Origin of the sequence: Paracoccus sp. pheM1 (assembly GCF_018499825.1) — a bacterium.
Classification (GTDB): domain Bacteria; phylum Pseudomonadota; class Alphaproteobacteria; order Rhodobacterales; family Rhodobacteraceae; genus Paracoccus; species Paracoccus versutus.
Window position 1 is genome coordinate 397,887 of sequence record NZ_JAGXCX010000001.1, and the last position, 18,712, is coordinate 416,598.

Genomic DNA, 18,712 nt, shown 5'->3' on the forward strand with positions numbered 1-18,712 from the left:
GCGCGGCCGGCACGGGTCAGCCCCGGTCTTGCGCGGGCCGGTTCTCGGGGGCCGGCATGGCGATCCTGCCGGCAGGGGACGGGCGGCTTTTGCGCCGCGCTTTGCCGGGGCGCCGCGGGTGGCGCGATTCGCCCGCGGTGCCGGGCCCATGCCTGGGGGTGCCGCGGGCAGCGGGGCTTGCGGCGGCGGTGCGGGCTTGCCATGCTTGGTCCGGTTTCGCTGCCCCGGAGAACGAGATGAAGACATGGATTGCCGCCCTGGCGCTGATGGCCGCGCCCGTTTCGGCCGAGGTGGTCGGCAAGGTCGGCGTGGATTGGGTCGGCAACGACATCATCGTCGAGGCCATCGCCGATCCCCAGGTGCAGGGCGTGACCTGCCACCTGGCCTATTTCGACCGTTCGGTGATCGACCGGCTGAGCCAGGGCAACTGGTTCGAGGATCCGTCGAACTCGGCCATCGAATGCAGCCGGACCGGCCCGGTCACGATCGGCGACATCCGCCGGGGGCCGAAGGGCGAGGACGTGTTCAGCGCCTCGCGCTCGCTGATCTTCAAGTCGCTGCGGGTCAAGCGGATCTATGACGAGGAAAACCAGGTGCTGGTCTATCTTGCCCATGCCGATCAGGTGAAGGAAGGCTCGGCCAAGATGTCGATCTCGACCGTGGCGCTGGAGCCGGGCGAGGCCTTGCCGGCCCGGTGAAACTGCGGCATTCGCAGCCCGCAGCCCGCAGCCCGCAGCCCGCAGCCCGCAGCCCGCAGCCCGCAGCCCGCAGCCCGCAGCCCGCAGCGCCGGTTCGCGCGGGCCTGGCCGATGGGGCCAAGCCGCAGCGCGGGCACGGCCGTCGATAGGGCGGGCACTGTGGCCCGGCGCTGCGGCCCCGTCCCGATGCGGAATGTCCCGGCCCTCGCGTCAACGCCAGGGCGGGCAGGTGGTTTGCGGCCCCACAGGTGGACAGCGGCGCCCGGTGGTTGTAAGAGCCGCGCCAAACAGGAACGGTGAGATGCGGATTCCGTCCAAGAGCGCGAAATACAGTCTGGGCCAGGTGGTGCGCCATCGCGAACATCCGTTCCGCGGCGTGGTGTTCGACGTGGACCCGGAGTTTTCCAACACCGAGGAATGGTACGAATCCATCCCCGAGGAATCGCGCCCCTCGCGCAACCAGCCGTTCTATCACCTCTATGCCGAAACCGAGGCGACCTATTACGTCGCCTATGTCTCCGAGCAGAACCTGGTGCCGGATCATTCCGGCGAGCCGCTGGAACATCCCGAGGTGACGGAGATGTTCGGCGAATTCCAGGACGGCCGCTATCCGCTGCAATTCGGCCTGAACTGAGGTCAGGCGTCCGGGGGGGCGGGCGCGGCTTGCGGCCCCGGATCGGCTACCGGAACGACGAAGGCCAGGAAGTTTCGCCGCCCCTCGCGGAAATAGCACAGCGAGGCGGTCAGTTCCTGGATCAGGAACCAGCCGAAGCCGCCCTCGGGCAGCAGCAGGATCGCCTCGGCATCCTGGGGCGGCGGGCCGGTCCAGGGCAGGTCGTGCATGTCGAGGCAGGAGGAGGGCAGCGGCCGGCCGTCATCCGTCACCGCGCAGGCGATGCCGCCGACATGGCGCGCGACGCACAGGTGGATCAGCGGCGCATGCGGCCGGCCGCCCAGGCGCAGCGCCTCGTATCGGGTGCCGTGTTCGCAGATGTTGTTCAGCACCTCGGCCAACGCCAGTTCCAGCTTGGCGATGACCTCGTCCCCGGCGCTGCCGTCGAACCTTTCGCGCAGGAACAGCAGCGCGGCGCGCACCGTGGCGGGATCGGCGCGGAAGATGCGGTGGAACATCGGTTGGCGGGGTGGCGGGGGCTGGCGAAGCCGCTTTCCGGCCGGTTCGGGCGAAACGCTCATCTTTCTGGGCCTTCGGGGCGCGCGGCGGGGATCTCGGCAGACTTGCGGATCGTCAGCACGGTGTCCATCCGCGTCAGGTGGAACACCCGCTCGACATTCGGGGTCAGCCCGGTCAGCGTCAGCTTTCGCCCCGCGGGCATGGCCTTGTAGATCGCGATCACCGCGCCAAGGCCGGAACTGTCCATGAACTCGACCCCGCGCAGGTCCAGCGTCACCTGCGCGCCGCCGCCGGCGATCATGCCGCGCACGCGGTCCTTGAAGGCGGTGGCAATGGCGGCGTCGAGGCGTTTTTCATCGACGCGGATCGTCAGCCCGTCGGGCTGGGGCAGCAATGTCAGTTGCATTCTGGCTTCCGCTGTTTTCTGTATGCTCGCCCCCGTTCTAGACCGGCAATCGTTACCGGCTGGTAAGCGTCGCACGGATTTTCGCGCCGGAAGACGCGAAAATAGGGCGCATTTTCATGATCCTTGCGACCGGCACCGGCCCGGTCGGGAAAACCCGAGGAAGCGGATCGGGCCCGCCGGTCCGGCCCCCGCCGTTTACGCCTCGCCCTCCAGAATCCCGCGCAGCTCATAGACCAGGTCCAGCGCTTCGCGCGCGCTGATCATGTCGGGGTTGAGGCCGCGCAGGCGGTCTTCGACCGCCGAGGGCTTGGCCTTGGCCGCGGGCGCCGGCGCGGGGGCGGCGCGGAACAGCGGCAGGTCGTCGAGCAGCGCGGCGGGCTTGCCGGTGCCCTGCCGCTCGCCGCTTTCCAGCTGGTGCAGGATGTCGCGGGCGCGCTCGACCACCGCGGGCGGCAGCCCCGCCAGCCGCGCCACCTGCACGCCATAGGAGCGGTCGGCGGCGCCCTTCCTGACCTCGTGCAGGAAGATCACCTCGCCCTCCCATTCGCGCACGGCGACGGTGGCGTTCTCGACGCCGGGCAGGCGGGCCGACAGGCTGGTCATTTCGTGGTAATGCGTGGCGAAGAGCGCGCGGCAGCGGTTCTTGCCGTGCAGATGCTCCATCACCGCCCAGGCGATGGAAAGCCCGTCCCAGGTCGCGGTGCCGCGACCGATCTCGTCCAGGATCACCAGCGCGTGGTCGTCGGCCTGGTTCAGGATCGCCGCGGTCTCGACCATCTCGACCATGAAGGTGGACCGCCCGCGCGCCAGGTCGTCCGCCGCGCCGACCCGGCTGAAGAGCTGGCTGACCAGGCCGATATGGGCGCGGCGGGCGGGCACGAAGCCCCCGGCCTGCGCCAGGATGGCGATCAGCGCGTTCTGGCGCAGGAAGGTCGATTTGCCGGCCATGTTCGGCCCGGTGAGCAGCCAGATCGCCGGGGTTTCGCCCTCGGTCAGGGCGCAGTCGTTGGCGACGAAAGCCTCGCCCTTGCGCTTGAGCGCACGCTCCACCACCGGATGCCGGCCGCCCTCGATCACGAAGGCGCGGCTGGCGTCGACCTCGGGGCGCACCCAGCCCTCGCCCGAGGCGAGGTCGGCGAAACCGGCGGTCAGGTCGATCTCGGCCAGGGCGCGGGCCGCTTGTCCCACGGGGCCGGCCTGGTCCAGCACGGCGCGGGCCAGGCGGGCGAAGATCTCGCGCTCGATCTCCAGCGCGCGGTCGCGGGCGTTGAGGATGCGGGTTTCCAGCTCGGACAGCTCGACCGTGGTGAAGCGGATCTGGTTCGCGGTGGTCTGGCGGTGGATGAAGCGCCCGTTCAGCGGCGGGGCCAGCATCCGCTCGGCATGGGTCGAGGTCGTTTCGATGAAATAGCCCAGCACGTTGTTGTGCTTGATCTTGAGGCTCTGGACGCCGGTCTCGGCGATGTAATCGGCCTGCATCCGGGCGATGACGCCGCGGCCCTCGTCGCGCAGGCGGCGGGTCTCGTCCAGGTCGTCGTCATAGCCCGGCGCAACGAAGCCACCGTCGCGGGCGAGCAAGGGCGGCTCGGCCACCAGCGCCTCGTCGAGCAGGTCGATCAGCGCGTCATGGCCGGTCAGGTCGCGCGCCGCCTCGGCCAGCACGGCGATCTGGTCGCAGCCCAGCATGGCGGCGATGGCCGCGCCCTGCGTCAGCCCGGCGCGGATCGCGGCCAGGTCGCGCGGCCCGCCCCGCTCCAGCGCCAGCCGCGACAGCGCTCGATCCATGTCGGGGGCGCGCGACAGCGCCTCGCGCAGGTCGGCGGTCAGGCGCGGGTCGTCCACCAGATGCGCGACCGCGGCCTGGCGGGCGTGGATTTCGCCCAGGTCGCGCGATGGTGCGCTGATGCGGCGTTCCAAGAGCCGCGCGCCCCCCGCCGTCACCGTGCGGTCGATGGCGGCCAGCAGCGACCCCTCACGCCCGCCCGACAGCGCCTGGGTCAGTTCCAGGTTGCGGCGGGTGGCGGCGTCGATCTGCATGGCGCCGCCAAGCGCCTCGCGCACCGGCGGGCGGATCAGCGGCATCCGGCCTTTTTGCGTCAGCTCCAGGTAATCGGCGATGGCGCCCATGGCGGCCAGTTCGGCGCGGGAAAACTGGCCGAAACCGTCCAGCGTCTCGACCTGGAACAGCGCGCAGAGCCGGCGCGTGCCGGCGGCGCTGTCAAAGCTCATCGCCGGCAGTTCGGTCAGCGCCGCGCCCGCCTCGGCGGCGGTCTCGTCCAGCCGCGAACCCTCGGCGGCCAGCAACTCGCGCGGGGCATGGCGGGCGAGTTCGGGGCCCAGCCGCGCCGGCGGGCAGGGCATGACGCGGAAGGCGCCGGTGGAAATATCGACCCAGGCCAGCGCCGATTCCTCGCGCACCGTGGCGAAGCTGGCCAGGAAATTGTGCCGCCGCGCCTCGAGCAGCGATTCCTCGGTCAGGGTGCCGGGGGTGACGAGGCGGACCACGTCGCGGGCGACCACGGATTTCGAGCCGCGCTTCCTGGCCTCGGCCGGGTCTTCCATCTGCTCGGCGATGGCGACGCGGAAGCCCTTGCGGATCAGCGTCAGCAGGTAGGACTCAGCGGCATGGACCGGCACGCCGCACATCGGGATCGGCTCGCCCAGATGCGTGCCGCGCTTGGTCAGCGCGATGTCGAGCGCGGCGGCGGCGGCCACCGCGTCCTCGAAGAACATCTCGTAGAAATCGCCCATGCGATAGAACAGCAGCGCGCCGGGGTTGGCGTCGCGGATCGCAAGATACTGCGCCATCATCGGGGTGGGTTGGTCGCTCATGTCCAGCCTTGTCGCCTGCGGTCCCGTTCTTCTAGGGGATGCGCGGGCCGATGCAAACAGGATGCGGGCAAGTTGCGCCGGTGACGCAAGAATCCCGGTGACAGCCGCCCTTTGTTGCGGCATCGTCTGGCGGAAAACAGTCTTTGGGGCGAGGCGATGAAATCGTTGATTCTGGGCGCAATCATGCTGCCATTGGCGGGCGTGGCCGTCGCGGCCTGCCCGGATGTCTCGTTGATGCAGAATGCCGCGCGCGGCTGGATCGCCGGCCAGCGCCTGCCCGACCCCCTGGTGCGCACGCTCGAGGAGGGGGCCTGCGCCTATGCCAGCTTCCGCAGCGTGCTGGAGGCCGAGCTGGGCGCGCCGGTGGGGGTGAAGGTCGGCTTCACCTCGAAGCCGGTGCAGGAACGCTTCGGCGTGACCGAGCCGGTGGCGGGCGCGCTGTTTGCGCCCATGCTGCTGCCGGACGGGGCGCGGCTGAGCCTTGCGGGCAGCCGCGAGCCGTTCTTCGAGGCCGACCTGGTCGTGACCGTGGGCAGTTCCGCCATTATGCAGGCCCGCACCCGCGAAGAGGTGGCGGCCGCGCTTCGGGACGTGCGGCCCTTCATCGAGCTGCCCGACCTGGCGCTGCAAAAGGACGTGGTGCCGACCGGGCCCCTGATGGTGGCCTATGGCGTGACGCCCTGGCGCGGCGTGCTGGGCCGCGGCATCCCGATCTCGGATCTGCGCGATCCGGTCGCCGACCTGGCGGCGCTGACGGTGAACCTGAAGCTCGACGGCAAGAGCGTCGCGACCGGCTCGGGCGAGATGCTTCTGGGCCATCCGCTGGACGTGGTGCTGTGGCTGGTCCAGCAGGGCGGCTATGAGCTGAAGCCTGGCTCGGTGATCTCGCTGGGCTCGCTGGGCGGCCTGCATCCCGCCCGGCCCGGCCACCGGATCGAGGCCGAATATCGCATCGGCGGCCGGGCCATGAAGGTGGGGCTGGCGCTGGTGCCCTGACCGGGCGGCTAGGGCAGGCTGGAAAAAAACCTTTGCCAACAGGGGAGTTCCGTCGCAAGACTGTCACGGGGGGCCGCTAGGTGGCATCCAGCCGCCTATGGGGCGTGTTCTGGAACGGAGTTGACCAATGACCATTCAATCGACCGCGGCGGGGCTGGCCGCGCTGAGCCTGCTGGCGGGTGCGGGTGTCGCCTCGGCGCAGGATCTGGCGGCGCTGGAAGAGGCCGCCAAGGCCGAGGGCATGCTGACCACCATCGCCCTGCCGCATGACTGGTGCAACTATGGCGGCGTGATCGAGGGCTTCAAGGCGAAATACCCCGAGATCCAGGTCAACGAGCTGAACCCCGACGCGGGCTCGGCCGACGAGCTGGAGGCGATCCGCGCCAACAAGGACAACAAGGGCCCGCAGGCGCCCGACGTGATCGACGTGGGCCTGTCCTTCGGCCCGCAGGCCAAGGCCGAGGGGCTGATCCAGCCCTACAAGGTCGCGACCTGGGACACGATCCCGGACGATGCCAAGGACGCCGAGGGCTATTGGTATGGCGATTATTACGGCGTGATGGCCTTTGGCGTGAACAGCGACCTGATCGACGCGGCGCCGAAAAGCTGGAAAGACCTGACCAAGCCGGAATACGCGAACGCCTTTGCGCTGGCGGGCGATCCGCGCGCCTCGGCCCAGGCGATCATCTCGGTCATGGCGGCCGGCATCGCGAATGGCGGCGAGCCGGGCGAGGCCTCGGGCCAGAAGGGCATGGAACTGATGGCCGAGGTGAACAAGGCCGGCAATTTCGTCCCCGTCATCGGCAAGTCGGCGACCATCGCCCAGGGCGCGACGCCGATCGTCACCGCCTGGGACTACAACCTGCTGTCCTGGCGCGACAGCCTGAACGGCAACCCGCCGGTCGAGGTCGTCATCCCCGAGGACGGCGTGGTCGCGGGCGTCTATGTCCAGGCGATCTCGGCCTATGCGCCGCATCCGAACGCGGCCAAGCTGTGGATGGAATACCTGTATTCGGACGAGGGCCAGCTGGGCTGGCTGAAAGGCTATTGCCACCCGATCCGCTTCAACGACCTGGTTGCGGGCGGCAAGGTGCCGCAGGAGCTGCTGGACGCGCTGCCCCCGGCGGACGCCTATGAAAAGGCGATCTTCCCGACGCTGGAGCAGCAGGAGGCCAACAAGAAGGTCGTGACCGAGGGCTGGGACGCCACCGTCGGCGCGGCGGTCCAGGAATAAGGCGCGGCGGCCCCGCCCGCACCGGCGGGGCCGCCCCGAACGGGCGAGGCGGAATGAGACAGATCGGCTGGAACTGGCTGGGCGTCCTGCCCTTTTTCGCCTTCGCGCTGCTGTTTCTGGTGCTGCCGACGATGAACATCGTCATCGGCGCCTTCCAGAACCCGCAGGGCGAGTTCACGCTGGCCAACCTGGCTGGGCTCGCCTCGCCGCGGATCGTGTCGAGCTTTGCCATCTCGATCAAGATCTCGCTGGCCTCGGCGCTGCTCGGTTGCCTGATCGGCTTTGCCATGGCGGCGGCGGTGGTGATGGGGGGCGTGCCGGGCTGGATCAAGGGGCCGCTGATGACCTTTTCCGGCGTCGCCTCGAATTTCGCCGGCGTGCCGCTGGCCTTTGCCTTCATCGCCACGCTGGGGCGGGTGGGGCTGGTCACGATGCTGCTGCGGCAATGGTTCGGCATCAACATCTATGCCATGGGCTTCAACCTGCTGTGGTTCTGGGGCCTGACGCTGACCTATCTGTTCTTCCAGATCCCGCTGATGATCCTGATCATCACCCCGGCGCTGGAGGGGCTCAAGCGCGAATGGCGCGAGGCGGCCGAGGTCTTGGGCGCCAGCACCTTCCAATACTGGCGCATGGTGGCGCTGCCGATCCTGTTCCCGTCGCTTCTGGGCACCTTCGCGCTGCTCTTTGCCAACAGCTTCGGCGCGGTGGCGACGGCCTATGCGCTGACCGGCTCGTCGCTGTCCATCGTGCCGATCATGCTGTTCGCGCAGATCCGCGGCGACGTGCTGCAAGACCCGCACCTGGGCTATGCCATGGCCTTCGGCATGATCGTCGTCACCGGGCTGGCGAACCTCGCCTATGTCGTCATGCGCGCCCGCGCCGAGCGGTGGATGCGATGAGGCGGGTCTGGTCCTGGGCGGCGCTGATCGTCGGCGGGCTGTATTTCCTGCTGCCGCTGATCGGCACCATCGAGTTCTCGCTGCGGATGCGGCGCGGGGAATATTCGCTGGATGCCTATCGTTCGGTGCTGTCGGACCCGAATTTCCGCGCCACCTTCAGCTATTCGGTGGCCATGGCGGCTCTGACCATTCTGCTGGGGGTGCTGATCGTGGTGCCGACCGCCTATTGGGTGCGGCTGCGCCTGCCGCGGCTGCGCCCGGTGATCGAGTTCATCACCCTGCTGCCGCTGGTCATTCCGGCCATCGTCGTGGCCTTCGGCTATATCCGGCTCTACAACACCAGCTCGATCCTGCCGCTGACCGGCACCGCGTCGGGCACCAACCTGCTGCTGCTTTGCGGCTATGCCACGCTGGCGCTGCCCTATATGTATCGCGCCGTCGATACCGGGCTTTCCACGCTGGACGTGCGCTCGCTGACCGAGGCGGCGCAATCGCTGGGCGCCGGCTGGGCGCGGATCATCGGCCGGCTGATCCTGCCCAACGTGCTGGGCGCGGTGATGTCCGGCGCCTTCCTGTCCTTCGCCATCGTCATCGGCGAATTCACCATGGCGGCGCTGCTGAACCGTCCCGCCTTCGGCCCCTACATGCAGCTCCTGGGCGCGAACCGCGCCTATGAGCCGGCGGCGCTGGCGGTGATCGCCTTTGCCGTCACCTGGGGCTGCATGGGGGTGATGCAGCTGATCTCCCGCCTGTTCGGCACACGGATGCAAGCGAAATGACCTTCCTGACCCTCGACCACCTGCAGAAATCCTTTGGCCCGACCAGGGTGGTCCACGACTTCGACCTGGGCGTCGAGAAGGGCGAGTTCGTGTCCTTCCTGGGCCCCTCGGGCTGCGGCAAGACCACGGTGCTGCGCATGGTCGCGGGGTTCGAGACGCCGACGGCGGGCCGGGTGGTGATCGACGGGCGGGACGTGACGCGCCTGCGCCCGAACCAGCGCCAGATTGGCATGGTGTTCCAGTCCTATGCGCTGTTTCCGAACCTGACCGTGGCCGAGAACGTGGGCTTCGGCCTGCGCACCGCGGGCGTGCCACGCGCCGAACGCGCCGGCCGCGTGGCCGAGATGCTGGCGCTGATCGGCCTGCCGGACCTGGGCGGGCGCTATCCCTGGCAGCTTTCGGGCGGCCAGCAGCAGCGCGTCGCGCTGGCCCGTGCGCTGGCGCCGCGCCCGCGCGTGCTGCTGCTCGACGAGCCGCTGTCGGCGCTGGACGCCAAGATCCGCGTCAGCCTGCGCAACCAGATCCGCGAGATCCAGCAGCAGCTGGCCATCACCACCATCTTCGTCACCCATGACCAGGAAGAGGCGCTGTCGATCTCGGACCGCATCGTGGTCATGCACAAGGGCATCGCCGACCAGACCGGCACGCCGGCGCAGATCTACAACCAGCCCGCGACCGATTTCGTGGCCGGCTTCGTCGGCACGCTGAACCGTTTCGAAGCCGAGGTGCTGGACCCGGCCCGCGGCCTCGTCCGCGTCGAGGGGGCCGAGATCGCGCTGGACCGCCCCTTGCCCGCCGGCCGCATCACCCTGGCGGCGCGACCGGAAAGCCTGCGCATCGCCGCCGAGGGCATCCCGGCCGAGATCACCGGCGTCGAGTTCCTGGGCTCGGTCCAGCGGCTGCGGGCACGGGCCGCGGGGCGCGAGGTGGTGCTGGACCGTTTCAACGAACCGGGGGTGGCATTGCCCCAGCCCGGCGCGCAGGTGCGCCTGGCGGCCGCGCAGGCCGGATGGCTGGTCCTGCCGGGCTGAGGGGCCGGGCCTATTTCCGGTTTTCGCCGCGGATGGCCAGTGCCCGGCGCAGGTGGCCGGGCAGGATGGCGAAGCCCTTGGCATAGCGCAGGAACAGCCGGCGCGGGTTGGACAGCATCCGCCACAGCCATTCCAGCTTGATCCGCCGCACCCATTGCGGCGCCCGGCGCTGGTGGCCCGACAGGAAGTCGAGCCCGGCCCCGATCGAGGCGAAGCCCACATCGCCAAGCGCGTCGCGGGCGCGGATGGCGAAAAGCTCTTGCCGCGGGGCGCCGAGCGCCAGGAAGCACAGCCGGGCGCCCGAGGCGCGGATGCGGGCGATGATCTGGGCCGCTTCCTCGCCCGTCGGGTCGAAGGGAAAGCCCGGCGCATGGGTCAGCGCGACGCGCAGCCCCGGCACCGCCGCCTGCATGCTGCGCGCGGCCAGCGCCAGCGATTCGTCGTTGCTGCCGATCAGCGCCACCGGCAGGCCGGCCCGCGCCGCCTCGGCGGCCAGGGGCAGCACCAGGTCCGAGCCGGGCGCCAGCGCCACCGGCCGGCCGGCGATGCGCGACAGCCAGACGATGGGGTTGCCGTCGGCGCAGACCAGGTCATGCGCCCCGTAGGCGCTGCGAAAGCGGGCGTCCTCGCCCAGCCTTTGCAGGTGGTCCACGTTGATCGTGGCGATGGCGAAGCCGCGCCTCTCGGCCAGCCGCTGCCGCACCGCGGCCAGCAGCGCGGAAGAATCCCGACAATTGACGCGGACGGCATTGCCGTCGGGAAAGCTGAAATGCATGATAAGCCCTCGGGTCCGGCCGGAATCGACGGCAGGATGTGTTGGCGGCGAGGGGATTGCAACGTCCTTCGCACCGCCGGTCGACAAGGCGGGGACGGGAGTCGGGCCATGCCCATATTGGCCTTCATGGTGCTGGTGACTTGGCCGGTGGTGGTGGCGGTGCTGTTCCAGCGCATGGAGCGGGCGCAGGCGATGATCTGGTCGATCTTTGCCGGCTACCTGCTGCTGCCGCAGCTGGTCGAGATCGACGTGCCCGCCTTTCCCGGCCTGAACAAGCACATGGTCCCGGCGCTGGCCGCCGCCATCATGGTCTATTTCGTCACCAAGGAGCGCGCCCGCAACGAGCCCGCGCCGCCGCCCATGGGGCCCTGGGTGATGCTGCTTCTGGCGATGAACTTCGCCGCGCCCATCCTGTCGGCGCTGACCAATCCCGATCCGCTGATCGACGGCGTCAATTATCGGCCGGCCATGTCGATCAGCCAGGGCGTGGCCGACCTGATCGTGCAGACGCTGCTGCTGCTGCCCTTCTTCCTGGGCTACAAGCTGTTGTGGAATGCCAGGGGCGCCCAGCTCTGGGCGCGCAGCCTGCTGCTGGGCGTCCTGTGCTATACCGTTCCCATGCTGATCGAACTGCGGATGAGCCCGCAGATCAACGTCTGGGTCTATGGTTATTTCCAGCACGATTTCGTCCAGACCATCCGCTATGGCGGCTATCGCCCCATCGTCTTCCTGGAGCATCCGCTGTGGGTGGCGCTGATGACGATGACCGCCTTCCTGGCCGCCATCGCCTTTGCCCGCAACGAGCCGACGCGGCGCAACATCCTGATTGCGGTCTACCTGGCCTGCATCGTCTTTCTGTGCAAATCGGCGGGGGCGCTGGTGCAATCGCTGATGGCGGCGCCGCTGGTGGCCTTTGCGCGGCCGCGCACGATGGTGCTGGTGGCGGCGCTGGTGGCCACCGCCGCCGTCTCTTATCCCACGCTGCGCACCACCTCGTGGATGCCGCTGCAGGGCATCGTCAACCTGGCCATGTCCATCTCGCCCGAGCGGGGGCGCTCGCTCGAGTTCCGGCTGATGAACGAAGAGGAGCTGCTGGAGCGCGCGATGGAGCGGCCGGCCTTCGGCTGGGGCGGCTGGGGGCGGTCGCTGTTCTACGATCCCTATAACGGCCGGCTGACCTCGGTCCCGGACGGGCAATGGGTGATCCTGATCGGGGCGCGGGGCATCTTCGGCTACCTGGCGCAGTTCCTGCTGCTGCTGACGCCGATCCTGGCGCTGCTGCGGGCGATGCCGGGCGGCCGGCATCCGCCGCGCAAGGCCGAGATGGTGGTGCTTGGCGCGATCTCGCTGATGCTGGCGATGAACATGCTGGACCTGATCCCGAATGCGACCCTGACGCCGCTGACCTGGCTGACCGCCGGGGCGCTGCTGGGCAATGCCCGCCGGCTGCGGCAGGGCGCGGGCGAGTCGGCCGATCTGCCGGCGGTCCAGCGGATTCTGCCTAAAAAGGCAGGCCTGCGGACGGTTTTATAGGTTGGTCCGAAGCGCGGGATTCGCTATGCCGGATACGCGCGCCAGTTGTTAAGTCATTGCTGCCCACAGGGGCATTCCACGAGTTCAATGAGGCACCGCATGGCCTTTGACAAACCCGCCGTCGAAGACGGTGATATCGCTATCATCGGCATGGCCGCCCAGTTGCCGGGGGCCGCGGGGATCGCCGAATACTGGGACAACCTGTGCCGGGGCGTCGAGGCGATCCGCCGCATCCCAGAGGCCGAGCTGATCGCGCGGGGCGAGTCGCGGGCGCGGCTGTCGGACCCGAACTACGTCCCCTCGGCCGCCGTGCTGGAGCAGTTCGACGAGTTCGACGCCGAGTTCTTCGGGCTTTCGCCCAAGGAAGCGGCGATCATGGACCCGCAGCACCGCAAGTTCCTGGAAACCTGCTGGCACGCGCTGGAGGATGCGGCGCATCCGCCCGAGCGTTTCGCCGGCAATATCGGCGTCTGGGCCGGCTGCGGCATGGGCAGCTATTACTACTGGAACGTCTGCTCGAACCGCGACCTGGTCGATGGCGTGGGCCATTTCCTGCTGCGCCACACCGGCAACGACAAGGATTTCCTGTCCACCCGCGTCAGCCATGTCTTCGACCTCAAGGGGCCCAGCATCAGCGTGCAGACCGCCTGTTCCAGTTCGCTGGTGGCGATCCACATGGCCTGCCAGTCGCTGAACTCGGGCGAATGCGACATGGCGCTGGCCGGCGGCGTGACCATCGAGCTGCCGCATGGCCTTGGCTATCTCTACAAGGAAAACGAGATCCTGTCGCCCGACGGCCATTGCCATGCCTTCGACCATCGCGCGCAGGGCACCGTCTTCGGCAGCGGCGCGGCGGTGGTGACGCTGCGCCGGCTGCGCGACGCGCTGGCCGATGGCGACCATATCTGGGCGGTCATCAAGGGCTCGGCCATCAACAACGACGGCGCGGCCAAGGCCGGCTACCTGGCCCCCAGCGTCGAGGGCCAGGCGCAGGCGGTGGCCGAGGCGCTGGTCATGGCCGGGGTTTCCTCGGACAGCATCGGCTATGTCGAATGCCACGGCACCGGCACTGCGCTGGGCGACCCGATCGAGGTCGCGGCGCTGAACCAGGCCTATGCGCGGGTTTCGGACGGCACGCGGCAGGGGCCGTGCCGCATCGGCTCGGTCAAGACCAATATCGGCCATCTCGACACCGCCGCCGGCAGCGCCGGGCTGATCAAGTCGGCCCTGGCGGTGCATCACGGGCAGATCCCGGCCAGCCTTGGCTACGAGGCGCCGAACCCCGCCATCGACTTCGAGGGCGGGCCGTTCCAGGTCAACGACCGGCTGTCGGACTGGCCGGTGCCGGGGCCGCGCCGTGCCGGGGTGAACTCGCTGGGCGTCGGCGGCACCAATGCGCATGTGATCGTGCAAGAGCCGCCCCTGGCCGAGGCGTCGGGGGAATCCGACTGGCCGTTCCACATCATCGCCGTCTCGGGCCGCAGCAAGGCGGCGCTGGACGCCAATTCGGCCGCGCTGGCGGGTTGGCTGGCGACCAACCCGGCCGTGGACATGGCCGATCTGTCCTTTACCCTGACGCAGGGCCGGCGGCAGTTCGACCGCCGGCGCGTGCTGGTCGCGCATGATGCGGCCGAGGCGGCGCGGCTTCTGGCCGATCCCGACCCGCTGCTGGTCTTCGACCACCAGCAAGCCGGCGACCCGGCCGAGGCGGTGTTCATGCTGCCCGGCGGCGGTGCGCAATATGCCGGCATGGCGCGCGGGCTTTACGAAACCGAGCCGGTGTTCCGCGAATGGATGGACCGCGGCCTCGACCACATGGCGGCCGCGCATGGCGCCGACCTGCGCGCGCTGTGGCTGCCCCAGCCGGGGGCCGAGGCCGAGGCGGACCGGCGGCTCCTGCAGCCCTCGCTGCAGCTGCCGCTGCTGATGATCACCGAATATGCGCTGGCGCAGCTGTGGATCAGCTGGGGCGTGACCCCCGCCGCGCTGATCGGCCATTCCATGGGCGAGAATACCGCCGCCTGCATCGCCGGGGTGATGAGCTTCGAGGATTGCATCGGCCTGGTGCGCCTGCGCGGCCTGCTGTTCGACCGGGTGCCGGCGGGCGGCATGCTGTCGGTGCCGCTGGCGCCCGAGGATTTCGCGGCCGAGCTGGCCGAGCTGGGGCTGGACCTGGCGGCGGTGAACGGGCCGGGCCTGTCGGTGGTCTCGGGCCCCGATGCCGCGCTGGACCGCTTTGCCGAGCGCATGGCGGCGCGCGAGGTGGAATGCCAGCGCATCGCCATCTCGATCGCGGCGCATTCGCGGCTGCTCGACGGGATCCTGGCCGAATTCCGCGCCTATCTCGCCTCGATCCCGCTGAATGCGCCGCAGATCCCGATCATCTCGAACCGCTCGGGCCAGCCGCTGACGGCGGCCGAGGCGACCAGCCCCGACTATTGGGTCGCGCATCTGCGCGGCACGGTGCGCTTTGCCGATGGCATCGCCCATCTGGCGCAGGTGCCGGGGCGGGTGTTCGTCGAGGTCGGGCCGGGCCGCGCCATGCAGGCCATGGCCAAGGCGCATCCGGCGGTCGCCGCCAACCAGGTGATTTCCACGCTGCGCCACCGCGACCATGCGACCAGCGACGACAGCTATTTCATGGGCGCCCTGGCGCGGTTCTGGGCCTGCGGCGGGCAGATCGACTGGGACCAGGTCTGGGGCGGCGCGCGGCGCCAGCGCCTGTCGCTGCCGGGCTATGCCTTCCAGCGCAAGCGCTATTTCATCGAACGCGCCACCCATGCCGCGACCGAGGCGGCCTCGGAACTGGCCCGGATCGACGCGCCCGCCGATTGGGGCTGGCGTCCGGCGTGGAAACTCGCCTCGCCGAATATCGAGATCGGGCCGCAGGGGCCGGTGGCGCAGGGCGCGCGGACCTGGCTGGTCTTTGCCGACGAGCTGGGCCTTGCCGCGCGCCTGACCGAGGCGCTGCGCGCCCGCGGCCAGCGCGTCGCCGTGGTCGAGGTGGGCGATACCTTCGCCGACAAGACGGTTGCGGGCGGCGACGGCCGTTTCCTGCTGCCGGTCGAATCCGACCGCGAGGGCTATGAGATGCTGCTGGCCGCGCTGGCCGGGCAGGACATGGTGCCCGACCGCATCCTGCACCTGTGGTCGGTGACGCAGGGGGCTAAGTTCCGCCCCGGCTCCAGCCTGCTCAACAGCCAGCTGGAGCGCGGCTTCTTCGGCCTTCTGCACCTGGCCCAGGCCATCGGCGCCGAGTTGCCGGATGCAAAGCTGGACCTGATCGCCATCTGCAACGACGCGCTGCGCGTCGCGGACGAACCCGCCCCGGTGCCGGAAAAGGCCACCGCAGCCGGGCCGATCCGCGTCATGCCGCATGAGATGCCGAATATCCGCGCCCGCCTGGTGGACATCCGCCTGCCGGCGAAGGGCCTGGACGCGCTGGCCGCCAACCTGCTGGAAGAGGCGCTGGCCCCCTCGGGCGCCGCCGTCGCCGCATGGCGCGACGGGCGGCGGTTCGAGCAAAGCCTGGAGCGGGTGGCGCTGGAGGATGACGGCATGGCCGCCATCCCGCAGGGCGCGGCCTGCCTGATCACCGGCGGCTTCGGCGGCATCGGCCAGGCCATCGCGCGCGAACTGGCGCAGCGCGGCGGCGCGAAACTGGCGCTGACCACGCGCGGCCGGGTGGATTCGCCCGCCGTCATGGCCTCGGTCCGGCAACTGGAATCGCTGGGCGCCGAGGTGCTGGCGATCCGCGCCGACGTGACCAGCCCCGAGGACATGGCCCGCGCCGTGGCCGAGACGCGGGCGCGCTTCGGCAGCCTGGACGTGGTGCTGCATGCCGCGGGCGTGATCCGCGACAGCCTGATCGCGGCCAAGACCGACGACGAGGCCTGGGACGTGCTGGCGCCGAAGCTGCTGGGCACCCGCGCGCTGATCGAGGGGCTGGCGGACAATCCCGCGAAGCTGACGGTGCTGTTCTCCTCGACCTCCTCGGCGATCGCGCCGGCGGGGCAGGCGGATTACGTCGCCGCCAACGAATACCTGAACGCGGTGGCGCGCTCGGCACCGCAGGCGCTGGGCCGGGTTGTCGCGGTCAACTGGGGCGTCTGGGCCGATGCCGGCATGGCGGCGCGGGCGATGGGGCTGGACACGGCCTCGGCCGTGGCGGTGCCGCAAGGGCGGCCGCTGCTGGACGAAAGCCTGCCCATGCCGGGCGGGCGCGAGTTCCGCACCGCGCTGAAGATGCAGGACTGGATCATCGGCGGCCACAAGACCGCCCAGGGCCAGGCGCTGATGCCCGGCACCGGCTGGATCGAGCTGGTGGCCGAGGCCGCGCTGGAATGCGGGCTGAGCCTGCCGCTGGCGATCCGCGACCTGGAATTCCGCCGCCCGGTGCTGGTTTCCGACACCGCGCTGGTCAGCACCCGCGTTTCGCCCGAGGGCGATGCCATGCGCATCGATATCCTGGACGATCCGCAGGGCGAGCCGAATGTTTCGGCCCTGGTCGCGGGCTTGCAGGAACCGGCGCCCGAGCCGCTGGCCGTCGGCGGGCCGTGGGACCGGGACGGGCAGGGCGCGGCGCTGCCTTCGGCGCAGGAAGGCCGGATGGCGTTCGGCCCGCGCTGGCAGGTGCTGCGCCGCTATCGCGTCACCGGCGACGAGGGCGTGGCGGAACTGTCGCTTGCGCCCGAATACGCCGCCGAGGCCGGGGAATGGCTGGCGCATCCGGCGCTGATGGACATCGCGACCGGCTGGGCCATGCAGCTGATCAAGGGCTGGACGCCCGAGAACCTATGGGTGCCGATGGGCTATGGCGCGATCCGGCTTTACGCGCCCTTGCCGGCGCAGGTGGTCAGCCGCATCCGCAATGCGGGCGAAAACACCGATGCGCAGGGCATGGCGCAATTCGACATCACCCTGGCCGCGCCCGACGGCACGGTCGTCGCCGAAATCCGCGGCTTTGCCCTGCGCAAGCTGGCGGCGGCCATCGCCGCCACGCCCGCGCGCAGCCAGCCGCCGTGCAGCCTGTCCCCGGCCGAGCGCCGCTTGCAGCACAACATCAGCCAGGGCATCCCGGCCGCCATCGGGCCTGCGATGCTGAGCCGGGCGATCTCGACCGGGCTTTCTCAGGTCTATGTCTCGTCGCTGGACCTGCCGGCGCTGATCGCCGAGGCGGGGGTGGTCGAGGATGCCGCGCCCGCCGAGGGCGGGTTCGAGCGTCCCGACCTCGACAGCGATTTCGTCGCCCCGGCGCCGGGCATCCAGGCGGAACTGGCCGCGATCTGGTCCGGGCTGCTGGGCATTGCCCAGGTCGGCGCGGCGGACAGCTTCTTCGACCTGGGTGGGCATTCGCTGATCGCGGTGCGCATGTTCGGCCAACTGCGCAAGGCGTTCGGCGTCGACCTGCCGATCTCGACCCTGTTCGAGGCGCCGACCATCGCGCAGCTGGCCGCGCTGGTCGAGGAACGCACCGGCCCGCGCGAGCTGGTCTCGCCCGACAACGTGCGCGAATTGCCGGTCGCGGCCCGGCCGCGGTTCCGCTTTCTCGTCGACATGGGCGGGCGGGGCGAGGGCACGCCCTTCTTCATGGTCGCCGGCATGTTCGGCAATATCATGAACCTGCGCCAGCTGGCGCAGCGGCTGGGGCCGGATCGCCGCTTCTGGGGCATCCAGGCGCGCGGCCTGCTGGGCGACGACAAGCCGCATGAGGATTTCGCCGAGGCCGCCCGCGACTATATCGCGGAACTGCGCCAGGTGCAGCCGACCGGCCCCTATCTGATCGGCGGCTTCTCGGGCGGCGGGCTGACCGCCTATGAGATGGCGCGGCAGTTGCGCGCGGCGGGCGAGGAGGTGGCAATGCTGGTCATGCTCGACACGCCCCTGCCGCTGCGCGAGCCGGTCGGCCGCAAGGACCGGCTGATGATCCGCCTGGGCGAATTGCGCGAGGGGGGCGCGGGCTTCGTCTGGAAATGGCTGCGCGACCGCGTGGCCTATGAATTCCAGCGCCGCAGCAAGGCCAAGGCGGTCGAGGCCGAGGTCGGCGCCGAGGCGACCGGCGCCTTCCACGACCTGGCCATCGAGGCGGCCTTCCTGGCGGCGCTGCCCCGGATGCGGCTTTCGGTCTGGGACGGGCCGGTGGCGATGTTCCGCCCGCCGCTCGACAAGCGCTGGAAGGTGACGGGCGGGCGCTGGATCAATTCCGGCCGCGACTATGTGGTCGAGGACAACGGCTGGACGCCCTGGATGCCCGACCTGCGGGTGATCGAGGTGCCGGGCGACCACGATTCCATGGTGCTGGAGCCGAACGTGCGCCGCCTTGCCTCGGTCCTGCGCGAGATCCTGCGCGATGCCGATGCGGACGCCCCGGCAAGGATCAAGGCGGCAGAGTGAC

General features: G+C 70.0%; 13 protein-coding genes. 9 read left to right on the top strand and 4 right to left on the bottom strand.

The window, feature by feature from the left end:
- The first annotated feature begins 236 nt into the window (after nt 1-236).
- Nucleotides 237-698 carry a CreA family protein gene (locus tag KF941_RS02085; protein ID WP_072462379.1) on the top strand — a complete coding sequence of 154 codons (462 nt, stop codon included), beginning with the start codon at nt 237-239 and terminating at the stop codon, nt 696-698.
- Nucleotides 699-999: 301 nt separating this feature from the next.
- Entirely contained in the window at nt 1,000-1,332 is a 333-nt protein-coding gene (hspQ, locus tag KF941_RS02090) for a heat shock protein HspQ (protein WP_072462378.1), read from the top strand.
- A 2-nt stretch (nt 1,333-1,334) separates the two neighbouring features.
- Here the strand turns inward: hspQ and KF941_RS02095 are convergent, their stop codons facing one another.
- The 3 genes from KF941_RS02095 to mutS form a co-directional block, all read right to left on the bottom strand.
- Entirely contained in the window at nt 1,335-1,829 is a 495-nt protein-coding gene (locus KF941_RS02095; RefSeq protein WP_240540191.1) for an ATP-binding protein, read from the bottom strand.
- 59 nt (nt 1,830-1,888) lie between these two features.
- Nucleotides 1,889-2,236, bottom strand: a complete 348-nt coding sequence (locus KF941_RS02100; RefSeq protein ID WP_036754272.1) for an STAS domain-containing protein — start codon at nt 2,234-2,236, stop codon at nt 1,889-1,891.
- 195 nt (nt 2,237-2,431) lie between these two features.
- Complete coding sequence (gene mutS / locus KF941_RS02105) at nt 2,432-5,068, bottom strand: DNA mismatch repair protein MutS (protein WP_214272424.1); 2,637 nt, start codon at nt 5,066-5,068, stop codon at nt 2,432-2,434.
- A gap of 156 nt (nt 5,069-5,224) precedes the next feature.
- Between mutS and KF941_RS02110 the strand changes: the two genes are divergently transcribed.
- From KF941_RS02110 to KF941_RS02130, 5 genes are all read left to right on the top strand, one after another.
- Complete coding sequence (locus KF941_RS02110; protein WP_072462375.1) at nt 5,225-6,064, top strand: fumarylacetoacetate hydrolase family protein; 840 nt, start codon at nt 5,225-5,227, stop codon at nt 6,062-6,064.
- 127 nt (nt 6,065-6,191) lie between these two features.
- Nucleotides 6,192-7,298, top strand: a complete 1,107-nt coding sequence (locus KF941_RS02115; protein WP_116222161.1) for an ABC transporter substrate-binding protein — start codon at nt 6,192-6,194, stop codon at nt 7,296-7,298.
- Between the two features lie 53 nt (nt 7,299-7,351).
- Nucleotides 7,352-8,200 carry an ABC transporter permease subunit gene (locus KF941_RS02120; protein ID WP_214272425.1) on the top strand — a complete coding sequence of 283 codons (849 nt, stop codon included), beginning with the start codon at nt 7,352-7,354 and terminating at the stop codon, nt 8,198-8,200.
- Nucleotides 8,197-8,979 (top strand): ABC transporter permease, encoded by a 783-nt coding sequence (locus KF941_RS02125; protein WP_214272426.1) that lies wholly within the window; start codon nt 8,197-8,199, stop codon nt 8,977-8,979. The genes KF941_RS02120 and KF941_RS02125 overlap by 4 nt, the downstream gene beginning before the upstream one ends.
- Nucleotides 8,976-10,010: an ATP-binding cassette domain-containing protein gene (locus KF941_RS02130; RefSeq protein WP_036754284.1), complete on the top strand. Its 1,035-nt coding sequence runs from the start codon at nt 8,976-8,978 to the stop codon at nt 10,008-10,010. The genes KF941_RS02125 and KF941_RS02130 overlap by 4 nt, the downstream gene beginning before the upstream one ends.
- A gap of 10 nt (nt 10,011-10,020) precedes the next feature.
- On the opposite strand, the gene KF941_RS02135 is transcribed toward KF941_RS02130, so the two are convergent.
- Entirely contained in the window at nt 10,021-10,785 is a 765-nt protein-coding gene (locus KF941_RS02135; protein ID WP_214272427.1) for a WecB/TagA/CpsF family glycosyltransferase, read from the bottom strand.
- Between the two features lie 108 nt (nt 10,786-10,893).
- On the opposite strand from KF941_RS02135, the gene KF941_RS02140 reads away from it, so the two are divergent.
- Nucleotides 10,894-12,318 (top strand): hypothetical protein, encoded by a 1,425-nt coding sequence (locus tag KF941_RS02140; RefSeq protein ID WP_214272428.1) that lies wholly within the window; start codon nt 10,894-10,896, stop codon nt 12,316-12,318.
- A 99-nt stretch (nt 12,319-12,417) separates the two neighbouring features.
- Nucleotides 12,418-18,711, top strand: coding sequence for a type I polyketide synthase (locus tag KF941_RS02145; RefSeq protein ID WP_214272429.1), 6,294 nt, complete (start codon nt 12,418-12,420; stop codon nt 18,709-18,711).
- Nucleotide 18,712 lies beyond the last annotated feature (1 nt).